We start from the raw sequence: 19,758 nt of genomic DNA on the forward strand, positions 1-19,758 counted from the left end.
ATAGTTGCCCCGAAGGGAATTACCACTGATAGCTTACGAAAATCTTGCCGTTACGACCGTCCTGCGGAATGCCCTGAGGTGACCAGTAGGCTTTGTCGAAGGCGTTGCCCAGCACCAGCGTGGTGGTCACGCCTTTGAGACGTTCCTGGCCTTTGTAGCTCACGTAGAAATCGTTGACCGCATAGCCCGGCTGCTTGCTGTAGCTGCTGCTGATATGCGTTGAGCGATCGACAAAAGTACCGATCCAGCCGACGGAGAACCCGCTTTGCGCCACCGGGATATCCAGCTTGCTGGTGACGGTGTCCGGGTTAATGCTGGAGATGTACTCGCCCGTATCGGTGTCTTTCCCGCGCGTGCGGTTATAGGCCAGGTCGAGGCTGAAGAGGTCGGCCGAGTATTTTGCCATCATATCCCAACCCCAGATTTTGGCGTTCGGAACGTTGTACGACATGGTGGTCGCGGCGGCAAAATCGACGGTGGTGGAGATATAGTCTTTGGCTTTGGTATCGAAATAGCTGGCTTTAAACTCCAGCGCATCGTTGGCAAGCATCAGATCGTCAAAGCGCAGGCCAAAACCAAACTCCTGCGTTTCGTTGGTTTCCGGACGCAGGTTCGGGTTTGGCACCCAGTAGTTGGTGTAGAAGCGGCCAATGGAGAAGTGTTTGGCGTCGTTATACATCTCGCCCATGGTCGGCGCGCGGAAGGCCTGCGCGTAAGAGCCAAACAACATCAGCCAGTCGGTTGGGCTGACGGTTAACCCGGCGCGGGATGACCACTTGTCGGCATCCACATCGTTGTAGCCGTCGCTGCTGCCGCGGTAGTTGTCATAGCGCGTGCCGCCCAGCAGGGTAACAGGCAGATCGCGCAGGGTGATCTCATCCTGCAGCCAGCCGGAGCTGAAGTCGATTTTCGCGTCCGGGAAGCCGGTGGTTGCCCCGCCCGGATGCTGCTCCTGACGATAGTACTCCCCGCCGTAGGTCAGAAGGTGTGCTGCAAAGGTGTCGCTGAACAGTCGGGTGCGGTTTTCCACCTTGCCGCCTTTGGTGGTCTGCTTGCGAAACTCACCGCTGCCGTCGACGTTCTGGGCGTTAATGCGCGCTTCGGACCAGTAGACCTTCGCGTCGGCGTCCAGCCAGTCGTACCCTTCCGGTGCAATGTGGTAGCCAAGCTGCGCATCGCGCTGGATGGTGGAGCGGTCGGTCATCGGGTTACTGCTGTCCGCCCCGGTGGTTTGCGGGTTTTTCGGCTCCTGAGCGGCGTTGTTGTAGTAGCGCAGGGAGCCGCTCAGGGTCTGGGCCGGGTCGATTTTCCAGCTGCCTTTCGCCAGCATGTTGTTGATGGATTCGTCGTTAGGCGCGGTTGCACCGTCGCTCTGGCGGATATCACCGCGATCCCGGCTGGACCAGGAGACCAGACCGTCCAGCGTATCGGTGCGGCCGTAGGCGCTGGCCCCCATCCCGAGGCTATGATCGCCCGTCGCGCCCGTTCCAAACACGCGGTAGCCGCTGTTTTTACCCGGTTCGAGCAGATCGTTGGCATCGGCGGTGTCATAAGAGATCACGCCGCCCAGCGCGCCGCTGCCGTACAGCAGGGCCGACGGGCCGCGGACCACTTCGATACGTTTGATTAGCGCAGGGTCGAGGAAGGTGCTGTTCAGGTGGCCGGTATCGGTTCCCTGGCGCACGCCGTCAACCAGCACCAGCACGCCGCGACGGTCATAGCCGCGCATGTTCACGTCCTGCCCGTTGGTGCGCCCGGTGCCGTCCAGCGTCAGACCGGGGACGTTACGCAGCAGGTCGGCCGCCGAGCTGGCGGTCTGTTTCTCCGGCGCGCTGGCGTCAATCACGCTCACCATCATGGGCGCTTCAAAGGCGCTGCGGGCGTTGCCCGTGGCGGTGACGGTAATATCGTCTGTGGCGGCGAACGCGACGCCCGGCAGGGTACTGGCAATCGCCAGCGCCAGAAGTGACGGACGTAAAGATGCGGAAGGCAGGTGTGGCATAGCAACTCTCCATAAGAAGTGAAAAGCGCTGGCTGCCTGGGTATCACCTGGGTGGCTGGCGTATTTTTTAGGTGTTGTTTATTTTGTGAGGATCAGTTTTCCGGCATGGGTCTGGCGCAGAAGATAGCGCTGTCCGTCATGCTCGATAATGACCCGTCCCTCATCGCCGAGGAGGGTTTTGCTGTCAATCCGACGCTCGGCGGGGGCTGGCGCTGTGTGTGTTTTTGCTGGCGTTGCCGCGCTGTTATCCGTACGTGACATAATGTTTATAAATAGCAATCAATGTAACAATGATAATCATTATCAATAAACTGCAAATTGACGGCAAGCGTTTTTGTGAAAAAAGGGTGAGGGGATCAAATTTGGGGGTGAGGTGCGGTCTGATGCCCTCACCCCGACCCTCTCCCACAGGGAGAGGGAGAAGGGCACGTACCGTAGGCCGGGTAAGCGCAGCGCCACCCGGCAGGATTTTAAAAGCGCGTGTCCACGGCTGAAGCCAGCTTCTCCAGCAGCAGTTCGCTGTCTTCCCAGCTCAGGCACGGGTCGGTGATCGACTGGCCGTAGACCATCTGCTGTCCGGCAACGATTTTCTGCGTGCCTTCCTTGATAAAGCTCTCTGCCATAATCCCTGCCACGGCGGTGGAACCGCTGCGGATCTGCTGGCAGATCTCATCGCAGACGTCCAGCTGGCGGCGATGCTGCTTCTGGCAGTTGCCGTGGCTGAAATCCACCACCAGATGTTCCGGCAGGTCGAACTCGGCCAGCGTTTCACAGGCCGCCGCAATATCTTCTGCATGGTAATTGGGTTTCTTCCCGCCGCGCATAATGATATGGCCGTAAGGGTTGCCGCTGGTCTGGTAGATGGTCATGTGACCGCTCTTATCCGGCGACAGGAACATGTGGCTGGCACGGGCGGCGCGGATGGCATCCACCGCGATACGGGTGTTGCCATCGGTCCCGTTTTTAAAGCCGACCGGACAGGAGAGGGCGGAGGCCATCTCACGGTGGATCTGGCTTTCGGTAGTGCGCGCGCCAATCGCGCCCCAGCTGATCAGGTCGGCGATAAACTGCCCGGTCACCATATCGAGAAACTCGGTCGCCGTCGGCACGCCAAGCTCGTTGACCTGTAAAAGCAGCTTCCTCGCCAGCTCGATACCGTGGTTAACGCGATAGCTGCCGTTGAGGTCAGGGTCGGAAATCAGTCCCTTCCAGCCCACCACGGTGCGCGGTTTTTCAAAGTAGGTACGCATCACGATCTCAAGGCGATGCTGGTACTTATCCCGCAGTCCCTGAAGCCGTTGTGCATAATCCATCGCGGCATCCAGATCGTGGATGGAGCAAGGCCCAATCACCACCAGAAGACGTTTGTCTTCACCATTCAGGATTTTTTCAATGCGGCGACGGGAAGCCGTCACGTGTTCCGCGACGGCGGCGGAAACAGGGTGCCGCTGTGCCAGTTCAGCCGGCGTGACCAGGCTGTCAATGCGCGCAGTGCGGAGTTCATCGGTTTTATTCATGGAATGTCTCAGAAAATTTTTGCTTCATCGGCAGACTACCGGGAAGTGATGGGCATCACCTTAAACCAATCCCTGCTGATTTCAAGTTCGGGGCGACACCGCCCCGTGGTTGCAGATGATGATACCTGAATCTGAGCTAATGTACTAGCATATTAGTACATGCGACGATTAAGCCCCATGATGTCGAGGATTTTGGTGGCAATTTCTTCAACCGAATAGTTGGTGCTGTTCAGCCACGGGATCTGGTTTTTGCGGTACAGCGCTTCCACTTCGGAAACCTCCATCCGGCACTGGCGCATGGAGGCGTAGCGGCTGTTCTCGCGGCGCTCTTCGCGGATGGCCGCAAGACGTTCCGGGTTGATCGTCAGGCCGAACAGCTTGTGCTGCAGCGGCTTAAGGGCGGCGGGCAGGACCAGGTTATCCATGTCATCAGCGATAAACGGGTAGTTTGCGGCGCGAATGCCAAACTGCATCGCCAGATAGAGGCTGGTTGGGGTTTTGCCGCAGCGCGACACGCCAAGCAGGATCACCTGCGCCTGGTCGAGATTACGCAGGGAGATACCGTCGTCGTGGGCAAGGGTGTAGTCAATGGCGGCGATACGTGCGTCGTACTTAATCAGGTTGCCGGGGTTAAGCCCGTGGGTACGGTGGGCGATAGGGGTCGGGTCGAGCTTAAGCTCGCTCTGGAGCGGAGCCACCAGCGCCTGCACGATATCCTGGCAGAAGCCTTCACTTTGCAGAATGATGGCGCGAATCTCGGGGATCACGATAGAGTAGAACACCAGCGGGCGGACGCCGGTCTGCTGGTAGATGGCGTCAATCTGGTCCTTCACCGCTTTGGCGCGGCTTTCGTTTTCGACAAACGGCAGCGTGATGCTGTTAATCGAAACGGGAAACTGCGACATCACCGCGTGGCCCAGGACCTCGGCGGTGATCGCCGTACCATCAGAAATATAAAAAACGTGGCGATCGACAGCACTATCCATTTTATTCACCCTGAATATCAGACCTAATTGCCTGAAAGCATAAATTAAAAAAGTAAATTACACAGCAAAGAACTTGTCTTAATTATAAATGAAACGGTGTTTTTGATTTTCCTGAAAAGCGGATTTCATTTTTCAAATAGCGACTTTATTTTTGGGGTTTCTGGCTGAATATATAGGAATCATCGGGTTAATGCCTGGTGGGAAAGTATCCGAAAAGTTGAAATTTTAAATTGCTTACACGATTCACCGTTTTTTTAGCGCTAATAAATATGCCAGTATAAATACGTAGTCAGGTGTTACTTACTCCGATCAAATATCACAAAAGGATTGTTTCGATGTCCAACAATGGCTCGTCACCGCTGGTGCTTTGGTATAACCAACTCGGCATGAATGATGTAGACAGAGTTGGGGGCAAAAATGCCTCCCTGGGTGAAATGATTACAAATCTGTCGGGTATGGGTGTTTCCGTACCGAACGGGTTTGCCACCACCGCCGATGCCTTTAACCTGTTTTTAGACCAGAGCGGTGTTAACCAGCGCATTTACGACCTGCTGGATAAAACGGATATTGATGACGTTACCGAGCTTGCCAAAGCCGGGGCGCAGATCCGCCAGTGGATCATCGACACACCTTTCCAGCCTGAACTGGAAAAAGCCATTCACGACGCGTACAACCAGCTCTCTGCTGACGATGCGCAGGCCTCCTTTGCCGTGCGTTCCTCTGCAACCGCAGAAGATATGCCGGACGCCTCGTTTGCCGGGCAGCAGGAAACCTTCCTGAACGTCCAGGGTTACGATGCGGTGCTGGTGGCGGTGAAGCACGTGTTTGCTTCCCTGTTCAACGACCGCGCCATCTCCTATCGCGTGCACCAGGGCTACGACCATCGCGGCGTGGCGCTCTCCGCTGGCGTGCAGCGCATGGTGCGCTCGGACGTGGGCTCATCCGGCGTGATGTTCTCCATTGATACCGAATCCGGCTTCGACCAGGTGGTGTTTATCACCTCCGCGTGGGGTCTGGGTGAGATGGTGGTGCAGGGCGCGGTAAACCCTGACGAATTCTACGTCCACAAGCCTACGCTGGCCGCTGGCCGTCCGTCGGTGGTGCGCCGCACCATGGGCTCGAAAAAAATCCGCATGATCTATGCCCCGACCCAGGAGCATGGCAAGCAGGTTAAAATTGAAGATGTACCGCAGGAGCAGCGCGACCGCTTCTCCCTGACCGACGCCGAAGTGCAGGAACTGGCGAAGCAGGCGGTGCAGATCGAAAAACACTACGGCCGTCCGATGGATATCGAATGGGCGAAAGACGGTAACACCGGCAAGCTGTTTATCGTTCAGGCGCGTCCGGAAACCGTCCGCTCTCGCGGTCAGGTGATGGAGCGTTATACGCTGCACGCACAGGGCAAAATCGTGGCGGAAGGCCGTGCCATCGGTCACCGTATCGGTGCCGGTCCGGTCAAAGTGATCCACGACATCAGCGAAATGAACCGTATTGAGCCAGGCGACGTGCTGGTAACCGACATGACCGACCCGGACTGGGAACCGATCATGAAGAAAGCGGCGGCTATCGTCACTAACCGCGGCGGTCGTACCTGTCACGCGGCGATCATTGCCCGCGAGCTGGGTATTCCTGCTGTTGTCGGCTGCGGCGACGCCACCGAGCGCATGAAGGACGGGCAGAACGTGACCGTCTCCTGTGCCGAAGGCGATACCGGCTACGTCTACGCCGATATTCTCGACTTCAGCGTGAAGAGCTCCAGCGTAGATACCATGCCGGACCTGCCGCTGAAGATCATGATGAACGTCGGCAACCCGGATCGCGCGTTTGACTTCGCCTGCCTGCCGAACGAAGGCGTTGGCCTGGCGCGTCTGGAATTTATCATCAACCGTATGATCGGCGTTCACCCGCGCGCGCTGCTGGAGTTTGACGATCAGGATCCGAAGCTGCAGAACGAAATCCGCGAGATGATGAAAGGCTACGACTCACCGAAAGAGTTCTACGTCGGCCGTCTGACCGAAGGGATCGCGACGCTGGGCGCCGCCTTCTATCCGAAACGCGTGATCGTGCGTCTGTCTGACTTTAAGTCTAACGAATACGCCAACCTGGTCGGCGGCGAGCGCTACGAGCCGGAAGAAGAGAACCCGATGCTGGGCTTCCGCGGGGCCGGACGCTATGTGTCCGACAGCTTCCGCGACTGCTTCGCGCTGGAGTGTGAGGCGGTGAAACGCGTGCGCAACGAGATGGGGCTGACCAACGTCGAAATCATGATCCCGTTCGTGCGTACCGTGGATCAGGCGAAAGCCGTGGTGGACGAGCTGGCGCGTCAGGGTCTGAAGCGCGGCGAGAACGGGCTGAAGATCATCATGATGTGTGAAATCCCGTCCAACGCCCTGCTGGCCGAGCAGTTCCTCGAGCACTTCGACGGCTTCTCTATCGGCTCGAACGACATGACGCAGCTGACACTGGGTCTGGACCGCGACTCCGGCGTGGTTTCCGAACTGTTCGACGAGCGCAACGAGGCGGTGAAAGCGCTGCTCTCCATGTCCATTCGCGCGGCGAAGAAGCAGGGTAAATACGTCGGGATTTGTGGTCAGGGTCCGTCCGACCATGAGGATTTTGCCGCATGGCTGATGGAAGAGGGGATTGATAGCCTGTCCCTGAACCCGGACACCGTGGTGCAAACCTGGCTGAGCCTGGCGGAACTGAATAAGTAACCGCTTAAAAACGGATAAAGGCGAGGAGATATCTCCTCGCCTTTTTTATTTCCGTCCAAATATGCTCCCCATCACAAATAAAACAAAAAACCAAATATCATAATTTGTCTGTCAATTTAGACAATTGTTAGCGCGCAAACCGTTGCTAATACTTGAGCCTTACTGCGCATTTCCCTTCAGATGATGCGCAACTGGTTGAAATACGTTTTAACCTGATAAAAAGGCAAATAACAATGACACTCTCCTCTGTATTGCGTACCAAAGATAAAATAGGCTATGGCTTAGGCGATATGGCCAGCGCGCTGGTCTGGCAAACGGCAACGTTATTTCTCGCTTATTTTTATACAGACGTGTTTGGGCTGCCCGCCGCGATTATGGGCACCATGTTTTTAGTGGTGCGCGTGGTCGATGCGTTTGTCGACCCGTGCATTGGCGCACTGGTCGACCGCACTCAGACGCGTCACGGACGTTTCCGTCCCTGGCTGCTGTGGTTCGCCATCCCGTTTGGCGTGAGCTGCCTGATTACCTTCTATGTGCCGGACGTTGGGCCGACGGCGAAAATCGTTTATGCCTGCGTGACCTACGCGATTTTAAGCCTGATTTACTCCGCGATTAACGTGCCTTACTGCGCCATGCCCGGCGCGCTGACGCTGGACCCGCGCGAGCGTCACTCTCTGCAGTCGTGGCGCTTTGGCCTGTCGTTTATCGGCGGGTTGATTGTGACGGTTATCGCCCTGCCGCTGGTCTCGTTGTTAGGCCAGGGCAACGTGCAGAAAGGTTATTTCTATGCCATGAGCCTGATGGGGCTGCTGGGAATTGTGCTGTTTTTTTGCTGTTTCCTGATGACCCGCGAGCGTTATTCTCCGCGCAATGATACTTCCGGCTCCATGCTCACCGATTTAAAACTGCTGGCCGGGAACAGCCAGTGGCGTATTGTGTTCCTGTTTAATATTTTGCTGTTAACGGCGGTGGTGACGCGCGGTTCCGCTACCCTGTATTACGTAAACTATGTGCTGTTGCGCCCGGATCTGGTTTTTGCCTTTATTGTTTCCGGCATGGTGGCCTCCTTAAGCGGCGCATTATTATCTGAACGGCTGCTGGGGAAATTTGACCGCGTGCGCGCCTATCAGTGGACCATTATTTCCTTCGTGATTTTCGGCGCGCTGATTTTCTTCCTGCCGCCCTCACAGGTGTGGCTCATCTTTGGCCTTAACATCGTCTTTAGCTTTATTCAAAACCTCACCACGCCGCTGCAGTGGACCATGTTCTCCGATGTGGTCGACTACGAGGAGCATCGCAGCGGCCGCCGCCTGGACGGGCTGGTCTTTTCCACCGCGCTGTTTGCCATCAAGTTTGGCCTGGCGCTGGGCGGGGCGGTGGTCGGCTGGGTGCTTGGCATGGTGGATTACGCCCCGGGACAGGCAACCCAGGCGCCGAACGTTCTCTCGACCATCAGCGCGCTGTTCACCCTTATCCCATGCGCGCTGTTCCTCTGCATGATCGCGCTTCTTGCCATCTACAAGCTCAACAGCCGGCTGGTGGATTCCATCGCCCGGGAGCTGGCCAGCAAGCGTGAAGTCAGACCCGAAGCGGGGCAGCTCAGCCCGGCAACCCCTTCCGCACTACAGGAGTAAAACATGACAGCTATCTATAAGGACGCGGGACGTCCCGTGCACGAGCGCGTCGCCGATTTACTGGCGCGCATGACCCCGGAAGAGAAGTTCGCCCAGATGCACGCGTACTGGCTGATCCTCGATGAAAACGGTAACCACCGCGAGCGCAGCGACCTCAGCGACGAATTCGCCGGCGTGAGCGAGCAGGCTGCGCTTAGCGAACGGCTGAAGCTGGGCGTCGGGCAGATCACGCGTCCGCTGGGCACCCACATCGTTGACGCGAAAACCGGCGTGCGCGCCGCGAACCGCCTGCAGCGGATGATGATGGAAGAGACGCGCCTTGGCATCCCGGCGCTGTTCCATGAAGAGTGTCTGGTGGGGCTGCTCTGCAAAGACGCCACCCTGTTCCCGTCGTCATTGAACTACGGTTCGACCTGGGATCCGGAGCTTGTGCAGCGGGCGGCAGAGCAGATTGGCAAAGAGGCGCGCTCCGTCGGCTGCCAGCAGGGGCTTGCGCCGGTGCTGGACGTGTCCCGCGACGTGCGCTGGGGGCGAACCGAAGAGACCTTCGGGGAAGATCCCTGGCTGGTGGGCGTGATGGCGACCGCCTACGTGAAGGGCTTACAGGGCGATAAACGCGACCTGCTGGCAACCCTGAAACATTACGTGGGCCACTCGTTCAGCGAAGGGGCGCGCAACCATGCGCCGGTGCACCTGGGGTTCAGCGAGCTGAACGACACCTTCCTGCTGCCGTTTGAAATGGCGGTCAAGCTGGCAAACGCCGGTTCGGTGATGCCCGCCTATCACGATATCGATAACCAGCCGGGGCACAGCGACAGCTTCCTGCTGACCACCGTCCTGCGCGAACAGTGGGGATTCGACGGGATTATTGTGGCGGATTACGGCGGCGTCAGCCTGCTGCACCAGCATCATGGGATTTCCCACGACGCGGCCGAATCTGCTGCGCTGGCGTTCAACGCCGGGCTGGACGTTGAGCTGCCGAAAGACGACTGCGCGCGGCATCTGGCGGAAGCGGTAGAGCGCGGGCTGATCGCTATGGCGAAAGTGGATGAGATCGTGGCGCGCGTGCTGACCGAAAAATTCCGCCTGGGGCTGTTTGAACAGCCGTACGCGGATGAAAACGGTATCGATCTGCAAAACGATATGACCCGCCAGGCCGCGCGGGAGGTGGCGACAAAATCGGTCACGCTGCTGGAAAACAACGGCATTTTACCGCTCGGCGGCAAACCCCGCGTGGCGGTAGTGGGGCCGACGGCAGACGATCCGCTGGCGTTACTCAGCGGTTACAGCTTCCCGGTTCACCTGATCATCAGCGACATGGTGGAAGAGACCTCGCAGATCACGACCCCGCGCGCGGCGCTGGAGCAGTATCTCGGTGCATCGAACGTCCGCTATGCCAAAGGGTGCCACATTATCGAAAAACGGATGGCGGGCACGCCGGTCTTCCCGGGCGACAGCGGCGGCAAACCGATGCAGCAGTCGCCGGTTTCACTGAGCACCGCACTCATCCCCGAGGCGGTAAACGCCGCGAGGGAGAGTGACGTGGTGGTCGCCTGCGTGGGCGATCTCGCCGGGCTGTTCCAGAGCGGCACCGTGGGGGAAGGTTCCGATACCGATTCCCTGAACCTGCCGGGCGTGCAGCAACAGCTGCTGGATGCGCTGGTGGCGACGGGCAAGCCGGTGATTGTTGTGATGACCGGCGGGCGTCCGTACAACCTCCAGGGGCTGGAGGACAAGGTCGCGGCGCTGATGATGGCGTGGGCGCCGGGCCAGGAAGGGGGCTGGGCGATTGCGGACGTACTGACGGGGCGTGCCGAGCCGCAGGGGCGTCTGGTGGTGAGCGTGCCGAAAAGCGCCGGGGCAATGCCGTATTACTACAATCACAAGCTTAAAAGCGGCGGCACGCCGTTTGCGTTCCATTTCGGTTCGCGTTACCCGTTTGGCTTCGGCCTCGGCTGGACGCAGTTTAGCTGGGGAGCGGCAAAAGTGGCGGCATCCAGCGTGCCGGCCGACGGCGAGGTGACGCTGAGTGTGGATATCACCAATACCGGAGAGCGCAGCGGCAGCGAGGTGGTGCAGGTTTACGTCAGGGATAAGGTCGCCACGCAGGTGCGGCCGCTTCAGGAGCTGAAGGCCTTCCAGCGCGTCACGCTCTCGCCGGGCGAAACCGCCACGCTCGCCTTTACGCTGCCGGTTGAGATGTTCAACTTTACCCGTCGAGACGGGAAACGCATCGTTGAGCCGGGTGAGTTTGAACTACAGGTTGGCGCATCGTCGGCGGATATCCGCGCGGCGGTGACGGTCAATGTGACGGGGGAAACGCGGGTGCTGCCTGCGGAGTGGCGGATGCTCAGTGCCTGTGAGGTTAAGCGCGCATAGTCAGGATAAAAAAAAGCCCATCGTGGGAGATGGGCAAAGACTACACACAGCAATTCGTTGTTTCACTCAGGGGATTTCCATGCTTATAAACCAAGGTGTTGATTTATAACCGTGTGCTAATAGTAGGCATTGTGTTATTTAGCGTCGATCGGATTCGTCTCAATAGTTTAAGAGACGTAAAGATTTCTTGAGGTTAATAGCAGACTTACTGCTGAAAGGGCGGGTCAGACCAGTGAGTAGCGAATAAATACTTTAGCAGCGTTAAAGTATTGTGAGGGGGAATGTAGGCCGGGTAAGCGCTAGCGCCACCCGGCAAAAAACTTAATGCGTGTTCTTCTCTTCCAGCTCTTCCAGTTCGCTCAAAATCACGTCCGGGTCAGTTCCCGGCGGCGGAATTTCATGCACCCAGGCGGAGAACAGACGCCAGGTGACGGCGAGCAGCACCGGGCCAATAAACAGGCCAATCATGCCAAAGGCAATCAGACCGCCAATCACCCCGGAGAGGATCAGGATTAGCGGCAGGTCTGCACCCATGCGGATGAGGATCGGACGAATGACGTTATCCATGGTGCCGACCACGCAGCTCCAGACCAGCAGCACCGTTCCCCACGTGGTATCCCCCGTCCAGTAGAGCCAGATAATGCAGGGTACCAGCACCAGCAGCGGTCCCAGTTGCGCAAGACAGGTCATCAGCATGACAACGGTGAACACGGTGGCGTACGGCACGCCGGAAATCGCCAGACCGATACCGCCCAGCACCGCCTGCACCAGCGCGGTGACCACCACGCCCAGCGCAACCGCGCGCACGGCCTGCGCAGCCAGCAGTACCGCAGCGTCACCGCGTTTGCCCGCCAGGCGGGTGGCAAAGTGACGAACGCCTAAAGCTACCTGCTCACCGCGCCAGTAGAGCAGGGCGCTGAAGAGCAGCATCAGGGTACAGTGCATCATAAAGCGGCCGATATGCGCCGCCTGACCGACAAACCAGGTGGTGGTGGTGCCAATGTACGGGCGGACTTTTGCCATCAGCGCGCTGCCGCCCATCTCCAGCAGGCTATGCCAGCCGCTGTAGAGTTTTGAGCCCACAACAGGAATGCTGTTCAGCCAGGCGAGATCCGGCAGCGTCAGGTCGCCGCTGCTAATGGCGCGAATAACGGGGCCACTGGAGTCCACCAGGCTATTCACCAGCAGGGCAATAGGAATAATAAACAGCAGGAACAGCAGGAGCGTCATGACCAGCACGGCTAACCCGCGGCGGCCAAACAGCAGCTTCTGCAAGCGCAGCAGCAAAGGCCACGTGGCGACGACAACGGTCGCAGCCCACGCAAAGCCGAGAATAAAGGGTTGAACAATCCACAGACACGCAATAATCATGAGGGCCAGAAACAGCACCGACAACAAAATTTGCGCAACATCCCTGGGCTGGCGAAGATTGACCATAAATGAAACTTTCCTTAAAAGAACGCCAGTACCACTGGCGGGAACGGAAAACCGCGTCTCTTTAATCATTAATGATCTCAGCGGTTTTTGACAGGCGGATTTTGCCTGTAATTCAGCAGAGATTATAAGAAAAAAATGTGATAAAACTTTTAAGATACACGCAAACGATTTCATACAACTCTAATTAGGGTCGACGGTCATGATCCCACAGATTTCTCAGGCACCTGGCGTCGTTCAGCTGGTGCTTAATTTTTTGCAAGCACTGGAGCAACAGGGTTTTACAGGTGATACCGCCACGAACTATGCCGACAGGCTGACGATGGCGACCGATAACAGTATCTACCAGCTTCTTCCCGATGCCGTCGTTTTCCCGCGTTCAACGGCTGACGTCGCGCTTATCGCCCGGCTGGCCACGCAGGAGCGGTTTGCCTCGCTGGTCTTTACGCCGCGCGGCGGCGGCACCGGGACCAACGGTCAGGCGCTGAACCAGGGCATCATTGTTGATATGTCGCGCTATATGAACCGCATCATTGAGATCAACCCGGAAGAGGGGTGGGTGCGGGTCGAAGCTGGCGTCATCAAAGATCAGCTTAATCAGTATCTCAAGCCTTACGGCTACTTTTTTGCCCCCGAGCTCTCCACCAGCAACCGCGCGACCCTTGGCGGGATGATTAACACGGATGCCTCCGGGCAGGGCTCGCTGGTCTACGGTAAAACCTCCGATCACGTGCTGGGCGTGCGCGCGGTGCTGCTGGGCGGCGATATCCTCGATACCCAGCCGATGCCGGTCGAACTGGCGGAAACGCTGGGCAAAGATAACACCGCCAGCGGGCGTATCTATCGCACCGTGCTGGAACGCTGCCGCGACAACCGCCAGCTTATTCTCGATAAATTCCCCAAACTGAACCGCTTCCTGACCGGGTACGATCTGCGCCACGTCTTTAACGACGACCTGACCCAGTTTGATTTAACCCGCGTGCTGACCGGCTCCGAAGGGACGCTGGCGTTTATTACCGAAGCGCGGCTGGATATTACCCGGTTGCCGAAAGTGCGCCGTCTGGTGAACGTCAAATATGACTCCTTCGACTCCGCGCTGCGCAATGCGCCGTTTATGGTTAAAGCGCAGGCGCTGTCGGTGGAGACCGTCGACTCTAAGGTGCTCAATCTGGCCCGGGAAGATATTGTCTGGCACTCCGTGAGTGACCTCATTACCGACGTGCCGGATAAAGAGATGCTCGGTCTCAATATCGTGGAATTTGCCGGCGATGATGCGGAGCTGATAGAGCGCCAGGTCACCACGCTCTGCCTGCGGCTGGATGAGCTGATTGCGCAGGGGGAAGGCGGCGTGATCGGCTGGCAGCTCTGTAACGATCTGGCCGGGATTGAGCGTATCTATGCGATGCGTAAAAAAGCCGTGGGCCTGCTCGGCAATGCGAAAGGGGCGGCGAAGCCCATTCCCTTTGCCGAAGATACCTGCGTGCCGCCTGAGCATCTGGCGGATTATATCGTTGAGTTCCGCGCCCTGCTGGACAGCCACGGCCTGAGCTACGGCATGTTCGGCCACGTCGATGCAGGGGTACTGCACGTGCGTCCGGCGCTGGATATGTGCGACCCGCAGCAGGAGATCCTGATGAAGCAGATCTCCGACGACGTGGTGGCCTTAACCGCCAAATACGGCGGTCTGCTGTGGGGAGAGCACGGGAAAGGGTTCCGCGCGGAGTACAGCCCGGCATTCTTCGGGGAACAGCTCTACGCGGAGCTGCGCAAGGTGAAGGCGGCTTTCGATCCGCATAACCGCCTCAACCCGGGTAAAATATGCCCGCCTGAGGGTGTTGATGCCCCGATGCTGCAGGTGGATGCCGTCAAGCGCGGCACGTACGACAGACAGATCCCGATTGCGGTGCGCGCGTCCTGGCGCGGCGCGATGGAGTGCAACGGCAACGGCCTGTGCTTTAACTTTGATGTGAAAAGCCCGATGTGCCCGTCGATGAAAATCACCAGCAACCGTATCCACTCGCCGAAAGGGCGGGCGACGCTGGTGCGCGAGTGGCTGCGTCTGCTGGCCGACCGCGGGGTGGATCCGCTCAAGCTGGAGCAGGAGCTGCCGGAAAAACGGGCCAGCCTGCGCTCGCTGATTGAGCGCACCCGCAACAGCTGGCATGCCAACAAGGGCGAGTACGATTTCTCCCATGAGGTGAAAGAGGCGATGTCCGGCTGTCTGGCCTGCAAAGCCTGCTCCACCCAGTGCCCGATTAAAATCGACGTGCCGGAATTCCGCTCGCGTTTCCTGCAGCTTTATCACACCCGATACCTCCGCCCGGTGCGCGACCATCTGGTGGCAACGGTAGAAAGCTACGCGCCGCTGATGGCGCGTGCGCCAAAGACCTTCAACTTCTTTATTAACCAGCCGCTGGTGCGCAAGCTCTCCGAAAAACACATCGGCATGGTCGATCTGCCGCTGCTGTCGGTCCCGTCTCTGCAGCGCCAGCTTGTTGGCCACCGTTCGGCGAACATGACCCTGGAACAGCTGGAGGCGCTCGCTCCGGAGCAAAAAGCCAATGTAGTGCTGGTTGTGCAGGATCCGTTCACCAGCTACTACGATGCGCAGGTCGTGGCCGATTTCGTCCGTCTGGCGGAGAAGGTGGGCTACCAGCCGGTTGTGCTGCCGTTCTCTCCGAACGGCAAGGCGCAGCACATTAAAGGTTTCCTGAACCGCTTTGCGAAGACCGCGCAGAAAACGTCTGACTTCCTGAATCGCGTGGCGCAGCTCGGGATACCGATGGTCGGGGTCGATCCGGCGCTGGTGCTTTGCTATCGCGATGAATACAAGCAGACGCTGGGCGATAAGCGCGGCGATTTCAACGTGATGCTGGTGCACGAGTGGCTGCCGACGGCGCTGGAAGATAAGGCTGTTCAGGATGTCAGCGGTGAACCGTGGTATCTGTTCGGTCACTGCACGGAAGTGACCGCGCTGCCGGGTGCCCCCGCGCAGTGGGCGTCTGTTTTTGCCCGCTTTGGTGCGAAGCTGGAGAGCGTCAACGTAGGCTGCTGCGGGATGGCCGGAACCTACGGACACGAAGTGAAAAACCACGCCAACTCGCTCGGCATCTATGAGCTGTCCTGGCATCAGGCGATGCAGCGTTTGCCGCGAAACCGCTGTCTGGCGACGGGCTACTCCTGCCGCAGCCAGGTAAAACGGGTAGAAGGTAACGGCGTACGTCACCCATTGCAGGCTTTACTGGAGATAATTGGATGATCTGGAAACGTGCCGTGACGCTGCAGGCGCTGAACGCCATGGGCGAGGGGAATATGGTAGGGCTGCTGGATATCCAGTTCATCCGCATTGGCGACGATGAGATTGAGGCCACCATGCCCGTCGATAGTCGCACCCACCAGCCGTTTGGTTTATTGCACGGCGGAGCGTCCGTCGTGCTGGCCGAAACGCTGGGCTCGGTGGCGGGGTATCTGTGTACCGAAGGGGAGCAGAAGGTTGTCGGGCTCGAGGTGAATGCTAACCACATTCGCTCGGTGCGCAGCGGGCGCGTGCGCGGTGTTTGCCGCGCGCTGCACGCCGGAAGCCGCCATCAGGTGTGGCAAATAGATATTCTCGACGAGCAGGATCGCCTGTGCTGCTCGTCGCGCCTGACCACGGCGGTTGTGTAAAGTTTTCAGATGTCTTGCCTTTGGTCAAAAACTAGCCAGCGCGTTGTGATATACTGGTCAGGTTTTGTACATAAGCGAGGACATCATGGATACTGAAATAACCCCAACACGGCTGGCAATTGAATATTTACGTCGCGATAAGAGCAACCTGTCTCCGGCGCAGTACCTGAAAAAGCTGAAACAGCTTGAGCTGGAATTTACAGATTTGCTGGCGCTCTCTTCGAATGAACTGAAAGAAGAGATCTACTTTGCCTGGCGGTTGGGCGTTCACGTCCATTGAGTACATGAAAATAAAAGGGCCGCGAGTGCGGCCTTTTTTGTGTCTGAAATTCAGTATCGGGCGGGGAGTTTATTGATTTTAATGAGCCTGCCTTCTTCCATCTCGATGAATCCGCCGGTTTTTAAATCCGCCAGAATGCGCATCACGCCGCTGCGGGAGAGCTGGGTTTTCTCTCTGATATACCTTTCCGCCGTCACGCTGAGCCGATAGCTCTCATCTTCCTCCATCAGCTTGACCAGCTGCTGGCGAATCATCTCATATGCCGTCGGCGCGCCCTGCGGCATCACGTTGTTATAAAGACGGCTGTACACAAACATGAGCTGTTGAGAGAGCAGTCCCCATAGCGCCTTCTCTTTAATGATTTCATTCACCCGATCGGCGGTGAGCGTCCCTATCAGACAAGGACTGACTGTCTTAATATAATCATTGAAATAGATATCGGTGAGGTTAGCAAGGCCGAACACCGAGGGGCTGCGGGCCGTAGACAGCATCATGTCATCGCTTCTTCTGTAGATGGCGATGGTGCCTTCAAGAATTAAATAGCACATGCCCTGACCGTTGACCTGCAGGTCCAGCCGCTCGCCGCGGGCGGCGCGATGGGTTGTGCAATCAGGCATCAGGTGTGAAATAAGCTCTTGCGCGTAGGGGGAACCCCGTTGAGACTTTTCTGGAAGGGACATGGTAGCCGACAACCTTAAAAATAACCTGGCTAATTATAGCGCTTCTCCCGGGTACAGGCACGCTGGCTGTCAATATTTTCGCGGCAGATGGTGAATGTCAAGCAGCACCCCACGCTCCATGGTGATGTACTTCCCGGTCCTCAGCTCTGCCAGAATACGCATAATTCCGCTACGTGAAAGATACGTCCGGCTTTTGATGTACGCGGCCGCCGTCGTATTCTTCCGTATGGCATCGGGCTCCTGCATGAGCTCAACAAGCTGGAAGCGAATAATGTCGTAGGCAGACATTTGCGATATTTGCGCGCAATGCTCATACACCCGTGAGGCCGTATAAATAAGCAGCTTTGAAAAATGCTCCCATAAATCCTGGTGTGAAACAATCTGATTAAACGTCTCCAGCGACACGCGGGCGATTTCTGCCGTCTCCAGGGCCCTGACGTAGAGATGCTCCGAAGAAAATTGACTGCTGACGCCCAGAATAAACGGCGCTGACTCAGAGTTTAAAACAATACCGTCGCCGCGACGATGAAGCGCCACGCTTCCCTGGAGAAGTAAAAAACACTGGCGCACGTCATCTTTATAATAATGTACGGTTTCTCCCCGACAGATGATCATTCTGTTCGCAGCAGGTAGCACTGATTTAATCAGGGTATCGATATGGATAAACGGTTTTAAACCAAGAACGGTTGATTCGTGGTTATTCAATGGCGTGGTTAAACGTGTATTCATAAGATACCTCACAGCGACTACGGGTTCGATCGTTTTTTGATCTGCGCAGGGAATTATCTTAAAAATGAAGAGGTCAGGGAATGTTTCGGCAAGGTCCAAAAGTAGACCGTTGAGCGCCTGATATCTAACGTGTTGAATGAAAACAGAAAGGCGATCAAGTCTACTAATAGACCCGGGAAATAAGGTATAAGCGTATCCTGAAGAAATGTTGAATTTACGTTAAATCAGAGTCTACAGCTAGACCAGCAAAAAGTTGTGTTCACCAAAATGATTATATAAATTTTAACCGGTCAGTCAGAAAGACCTTATAGCGTTAATTAAAAAAATAAATGAACCCACAGCGATTCATTTATCAACTTTCTACTGCGTGCGTTTCAATAATAAATAAAGTTATCCCGTAAACAGGAAAATGAAGATTATGAAAAAGAATATTATTTTAGCGATGGTTGTGACAGGTTCCGCCTTAATGGTGGGCAATGCTTTCGCTGCTGCTGGAACCGTTAATTTTAACGGTAACATCCTGGATTCCGCCTGCGATGTCGCGGTTGCCTCTCAAAATCAGGTGGTGGTATTAGGCGATTACAATAAAACAGAATTTCCGGCAACGGGCTCCAGAACTGCAGCAACGAAATTCGATATTGTCCTGAAGAACTGCCCGGTCACGGTCACCAGTGCCAAAGTCCGTTTTGACGGTACGCCTGACCTGACTAACGCCGATCTGCTGGCTGTTGATACCTCCGTCGTCGGCGCGGCAACGGGTGTTGCTATTAATTTGATGACCGCGGATAAAGCGGATCTGCCGCTGCACGGCAGTAACAGCTATAGCTATATGTTAAGCAGCACCGCCGATAATACGCTGAATTTCTACGCGCAGTATATTTCAACGGCGGCATCGGTGACTGCCGGTCCTGCAAACTCCGTGGCAAATTTCTCCGTTGTTTATAACTAGTCATTAAGCAGAACCCGAGTCGGTTCCACGACGTTCTGCGGGGGGCAGCCACTGCCCCCGTGTTTCAAGAGGTGTAACATGAATTTTATTAGCAAGACCCTGCTCATCGCTTCCGCTCTGACCGCATCGTTTTCGAACGCTTATGCCGGGGTCATTATCGGCGGTACCCGCGTTATTTTTGAGGGTGGGAAAAAAGAGGCATCAATTAGCATCAATAATGCCGATAGCGTGCCTTACTTAATCCAGTCCTGGGTTGAAATGCCAGAGGGTAATGCTAATAAAGCGCCGTTCATTGTTACTCCGCCTTTATATCGACTGGATGGTGGCCAGCAAAACATTGAGCGTATTTTACTCTCGGGTTCGCTACCCCAGGATAAGGAAAGTCTTTTCTGGCTGAATATTAAAGCGATACCGTCTGCTTCAAAACAGGCAAACTCGCTGCAAATTGCCGTAAAAACGCGCATCAAGCTTATTTATCGCCCGGCGAGTCTGAAGGCATCAACACCGGAAGAACAAGCGAATAAATTAACCTGGTCACGTAGCGGGAATAAGCTAATGGTTACCAATCCAACGCAATATATCATCAACTTTAATGAAATAAGCGTCGGTGATAAAAAACTGGATGAGGTCTCCTGGGTGGCGCCTGGTGCAATGGCGGCATTTACCTTACCCGCAGGTGCCAATGGCAACCATATTTCATTCAAAGTCATTAATGATTACGGCAGTCCCGGAATAATACATCAGGCCAGCTTTTAATTTATCAAAAGCGGCGATCCTCATATCAGGTC

15 protein-coding genes and 1 other RNA gene are annotated in these 19,758 nt (G+C 56.5%); 8 read left to right on the forward strand and 8 right to left on the reverse strand.

What is annotated here, in order from left to right; all coding sequences use genetic code 11:
- Positions 1 to 19: 19 nt before the first annotated feature.
- The 4 genes from AC2TE5_RS09340 to ppsR all read right to left on the reverse strand — a co-directional run bounded on the left by AC2TE5_RS09340 (position 20) and on the right by ppsR (position 4,505).
- Entirely contained in the window at positions 20 to 2,002 is a 1,983-nt protein-coding gene (locus tag AC2TE5_RS09340; protein ID WP_484613088.1) for a TonB-dependent hemoglobin/transferrin/lactoferrin family receptor, read from the reverse strand.
- A 78-nt stretch (positions 2,003 to 2,080) separates the two neighbouring features.
- On the reverse strand, positions 2,081 to 2,263 hold the full coding sequence (gene hemP / locus AC2TE5_RS09345; RefSeq protein WP_032638304.1) for a hemin uptake protein HemP: 183 nt from the start codon (positions 2,261 to 2,263) through the stop codon (positions 2,081 to 2,083).
- 209 nt (positions 2,264 to 2,472) lie between these two features.
- Positions 2,473 to 3,519 (reverse strand): 3-deoxy-7-phosphoheptulonate synthase AroH, encoded by a 1,047-nt coding sequence (gene aroH, locus AC2TE5_RS09350; RefSeq protein WP_213328518.1) that lies wholly within the window; start codon positions 3,517 to 3,519, stop codon positions 2,473 to 2,475.
- Positions 3,520 to 3,671: 152 nt separating this feature from the next.
- Positions 3,672 to 4,505, reverse strand: a complete 834-nt coding sequence (gene ppsR, locus AC2TE5_RS09355) for a posphoenolpyruvate synthetase regulatory kinase/phosphorylase PpsR (protein ID WP_063142920.1) — start codon at positions 4,503 to 4,505, stop codon at positions 3,672 to 3,674.
- A 335-nt stretch (positions 4,506 to 4,840) separates the two neighbouring features.
- Here ppsR and ppsA point away from each other — a divergent pair, with 335 nt between their 5' ends.
- From ppsA to AC2TE5_RS09370, 3 genes are all read left to right on the forward strand, one after another.
- The gene (gene ppsA, locus AC2TE5_RS09360) at positions 4,841 to 7,219 is read left to right on the forward strand and encodes a phosphoenolpyruvate synthase (protein WP_193939896.1); all 2,379 of its coding nucleotides are present in this window, start codon (positions 4,841 to 4,843) and stop codon (positions 7,217 to 7,219) included.
- A gap of 233 nt (positions 7,220 to 7,452) precedes the next feature.
- Positions 7,453 to 8,853, forward strand: a complete 1,401-nt coding sequence (locus AC2TE5_RS09365) for an MFS transporter (protein WP_484613089.1) — start codon at positions 7,453 to 7,455, stop codon at positions 8,851 to 8,853.
- A 3-nt stretch (positions 8,854 to 8,856) separates the two neighbouring features.
- Positions 8,857 to 11,232 (forward strand): glycoside hydrolase family 3 N-terminal domain-containing protein, encoded by a 2,376-nt coding sequence (locus AC2TE5_RS09370; RefSeq protein WP_484613090.1) that lies wholly within the window; start codon positions 8,857 to 8,859, stop codon positions 11,230 to 11,232.
- Positions 11,233 to 11,237: 5 nt separating this feature from the next.
- Here AC2TE5_RS09370 and rprA read toward each other — a convergent pair.
- Positions 11,238 to 11,345, reverse strand: an RNA gene (rprA, locus tag AC2TE5_RS09375) — antisense sRNA RprA.
- 208 nt (positions 11,346 to 11,553) lie between these two features.
- A complete protein-coding gene (gene ydiK / locus AC2TE5_RS09380; RefSeq protein ID WP_029739766.1) occupies positions 11,554 to 12,669 on the reverse strand; it encodes an AI-2E family transporter YdiK in 1,116 nt (371 codons plus the stop codon).
- 199 nt (positions 12,670 to 12,868) lie between these two features.
- On the opposite strand from ydiK, the gene ydiJ reads away from it, so the two are divergent.
- The 3 genes from ydiJ (at position 12,869) to AC2TE5_RS09395 (ending at position 16,612) form a co-directional block, all read left to right on the forward strand.
- Complete coding sequence (gene ydiJ, locus AC2TE5_RS09385) at positions 12,869 to 15,925, forward strand: D-2-hydroxyglutarate dehydrogenase YdiJ (protein ID WP_484613091.1); 3,057 nt, start codon at positions 12,869 to 12,871, stop codon at positions 15,923 to 15,925.
- On the forward strand, positions 15,922 to 16,332 hold the full coding sequence (gene menI / locus AC2TE5_RS09390) for a 1,4-dihydroxy-2-naphthoyl-CoA hydrolase (protein WP_023311321.1): 411 nt from the start codon (positions 15,922 to 15,924) through the stop codon (positions 16,330 to 16,332). Before ydiJ ends, menI begins: the two co-directional genes overlap by 4 nt.
- Before the next feature lie 85 nt (positions 16,333 to 16,417).
- Positions 16,418 to 16,612 (forward strand): YdiH family protein, encoded by a 195-nt coding sequence (locus AC2TE5_RS09395; protein WP_063448958.1) that lies wholly within the window; start codon positions 16,418 to 16,420, stop codon positions 16,610 to 16,612.
- A 50-nt stretch (positions 16,613 to 16,662) separates the two neighbouring features.
- Here the strand turns inward: AC2TE5_RS09395 and AC2TE5_RS09400 are convergent, their stop codons facing one another.
- Both AC2TE5_RS09400 and AC2TE5_RS09405 read right to left on the reverse strand, forming a co-directional pair.
- The gene (locus AC2TE5_RS09400) at positions 16,663 to 17,292 is read right to left on the reverse strand and encodes a helix-turn-helix domain-containing protein (protein ID WP_213328513.1); all 630 of its coding nucleotides are present in this window, start codon (positions 17,290 to 17,292) and stop codon (positions 16,663 to 16,665) included.
- Between the two features lie 69 nt (positions 17,293 to 17,361).
- Positions 17,362 to 18,021 (reverse strand): helix-turn-helix domain-containing protein, encoded by a 660-nt coding sequence (locus tag AC2TE5_RS09405; RefSeq protein WP_213328512.1) that lies wholly within the window; start codon positions 18,019 to 18,021, stop codon positions 17,362 to 17,364.
- Between the two features lie 418 nt (positions 18,022 to 18,439).
- On the opposite strand from AC2TE5_RS09405, the gene AC2TE5_RS09410 reads away from it, so the two are divergent.
- Positions 18,440 to 18,970: a fimbrial protein gene (locus tag AC2TE5_RS09410; protein WP_484613092.1), complete on the forward strand. Its 531-nt coding sequence runs from the start codon at positions 18,440 to 18,442 to the stop codon at positions 18,968 to 18,970.
- 78 nt (positions 18,971 to 19,048) lie between these two features.
- Positions 19,049 to 19,726, forward strand: coding sequence for a fimbrial biogenesis chaperone (locus AC2TE5_RS09415; protein ID WP_484613093.1), 678 nt, complete (start codon positions 19,049 to 19,051; stop codon positions 19,724 to 19,726).
- Positions 19,727 to 19,758: the final 32 nt, after the last annotated feature.

The sequence above is a fragment of the Enterobacter sp. N5-15 genome (genome assembly GCF_057221635.1).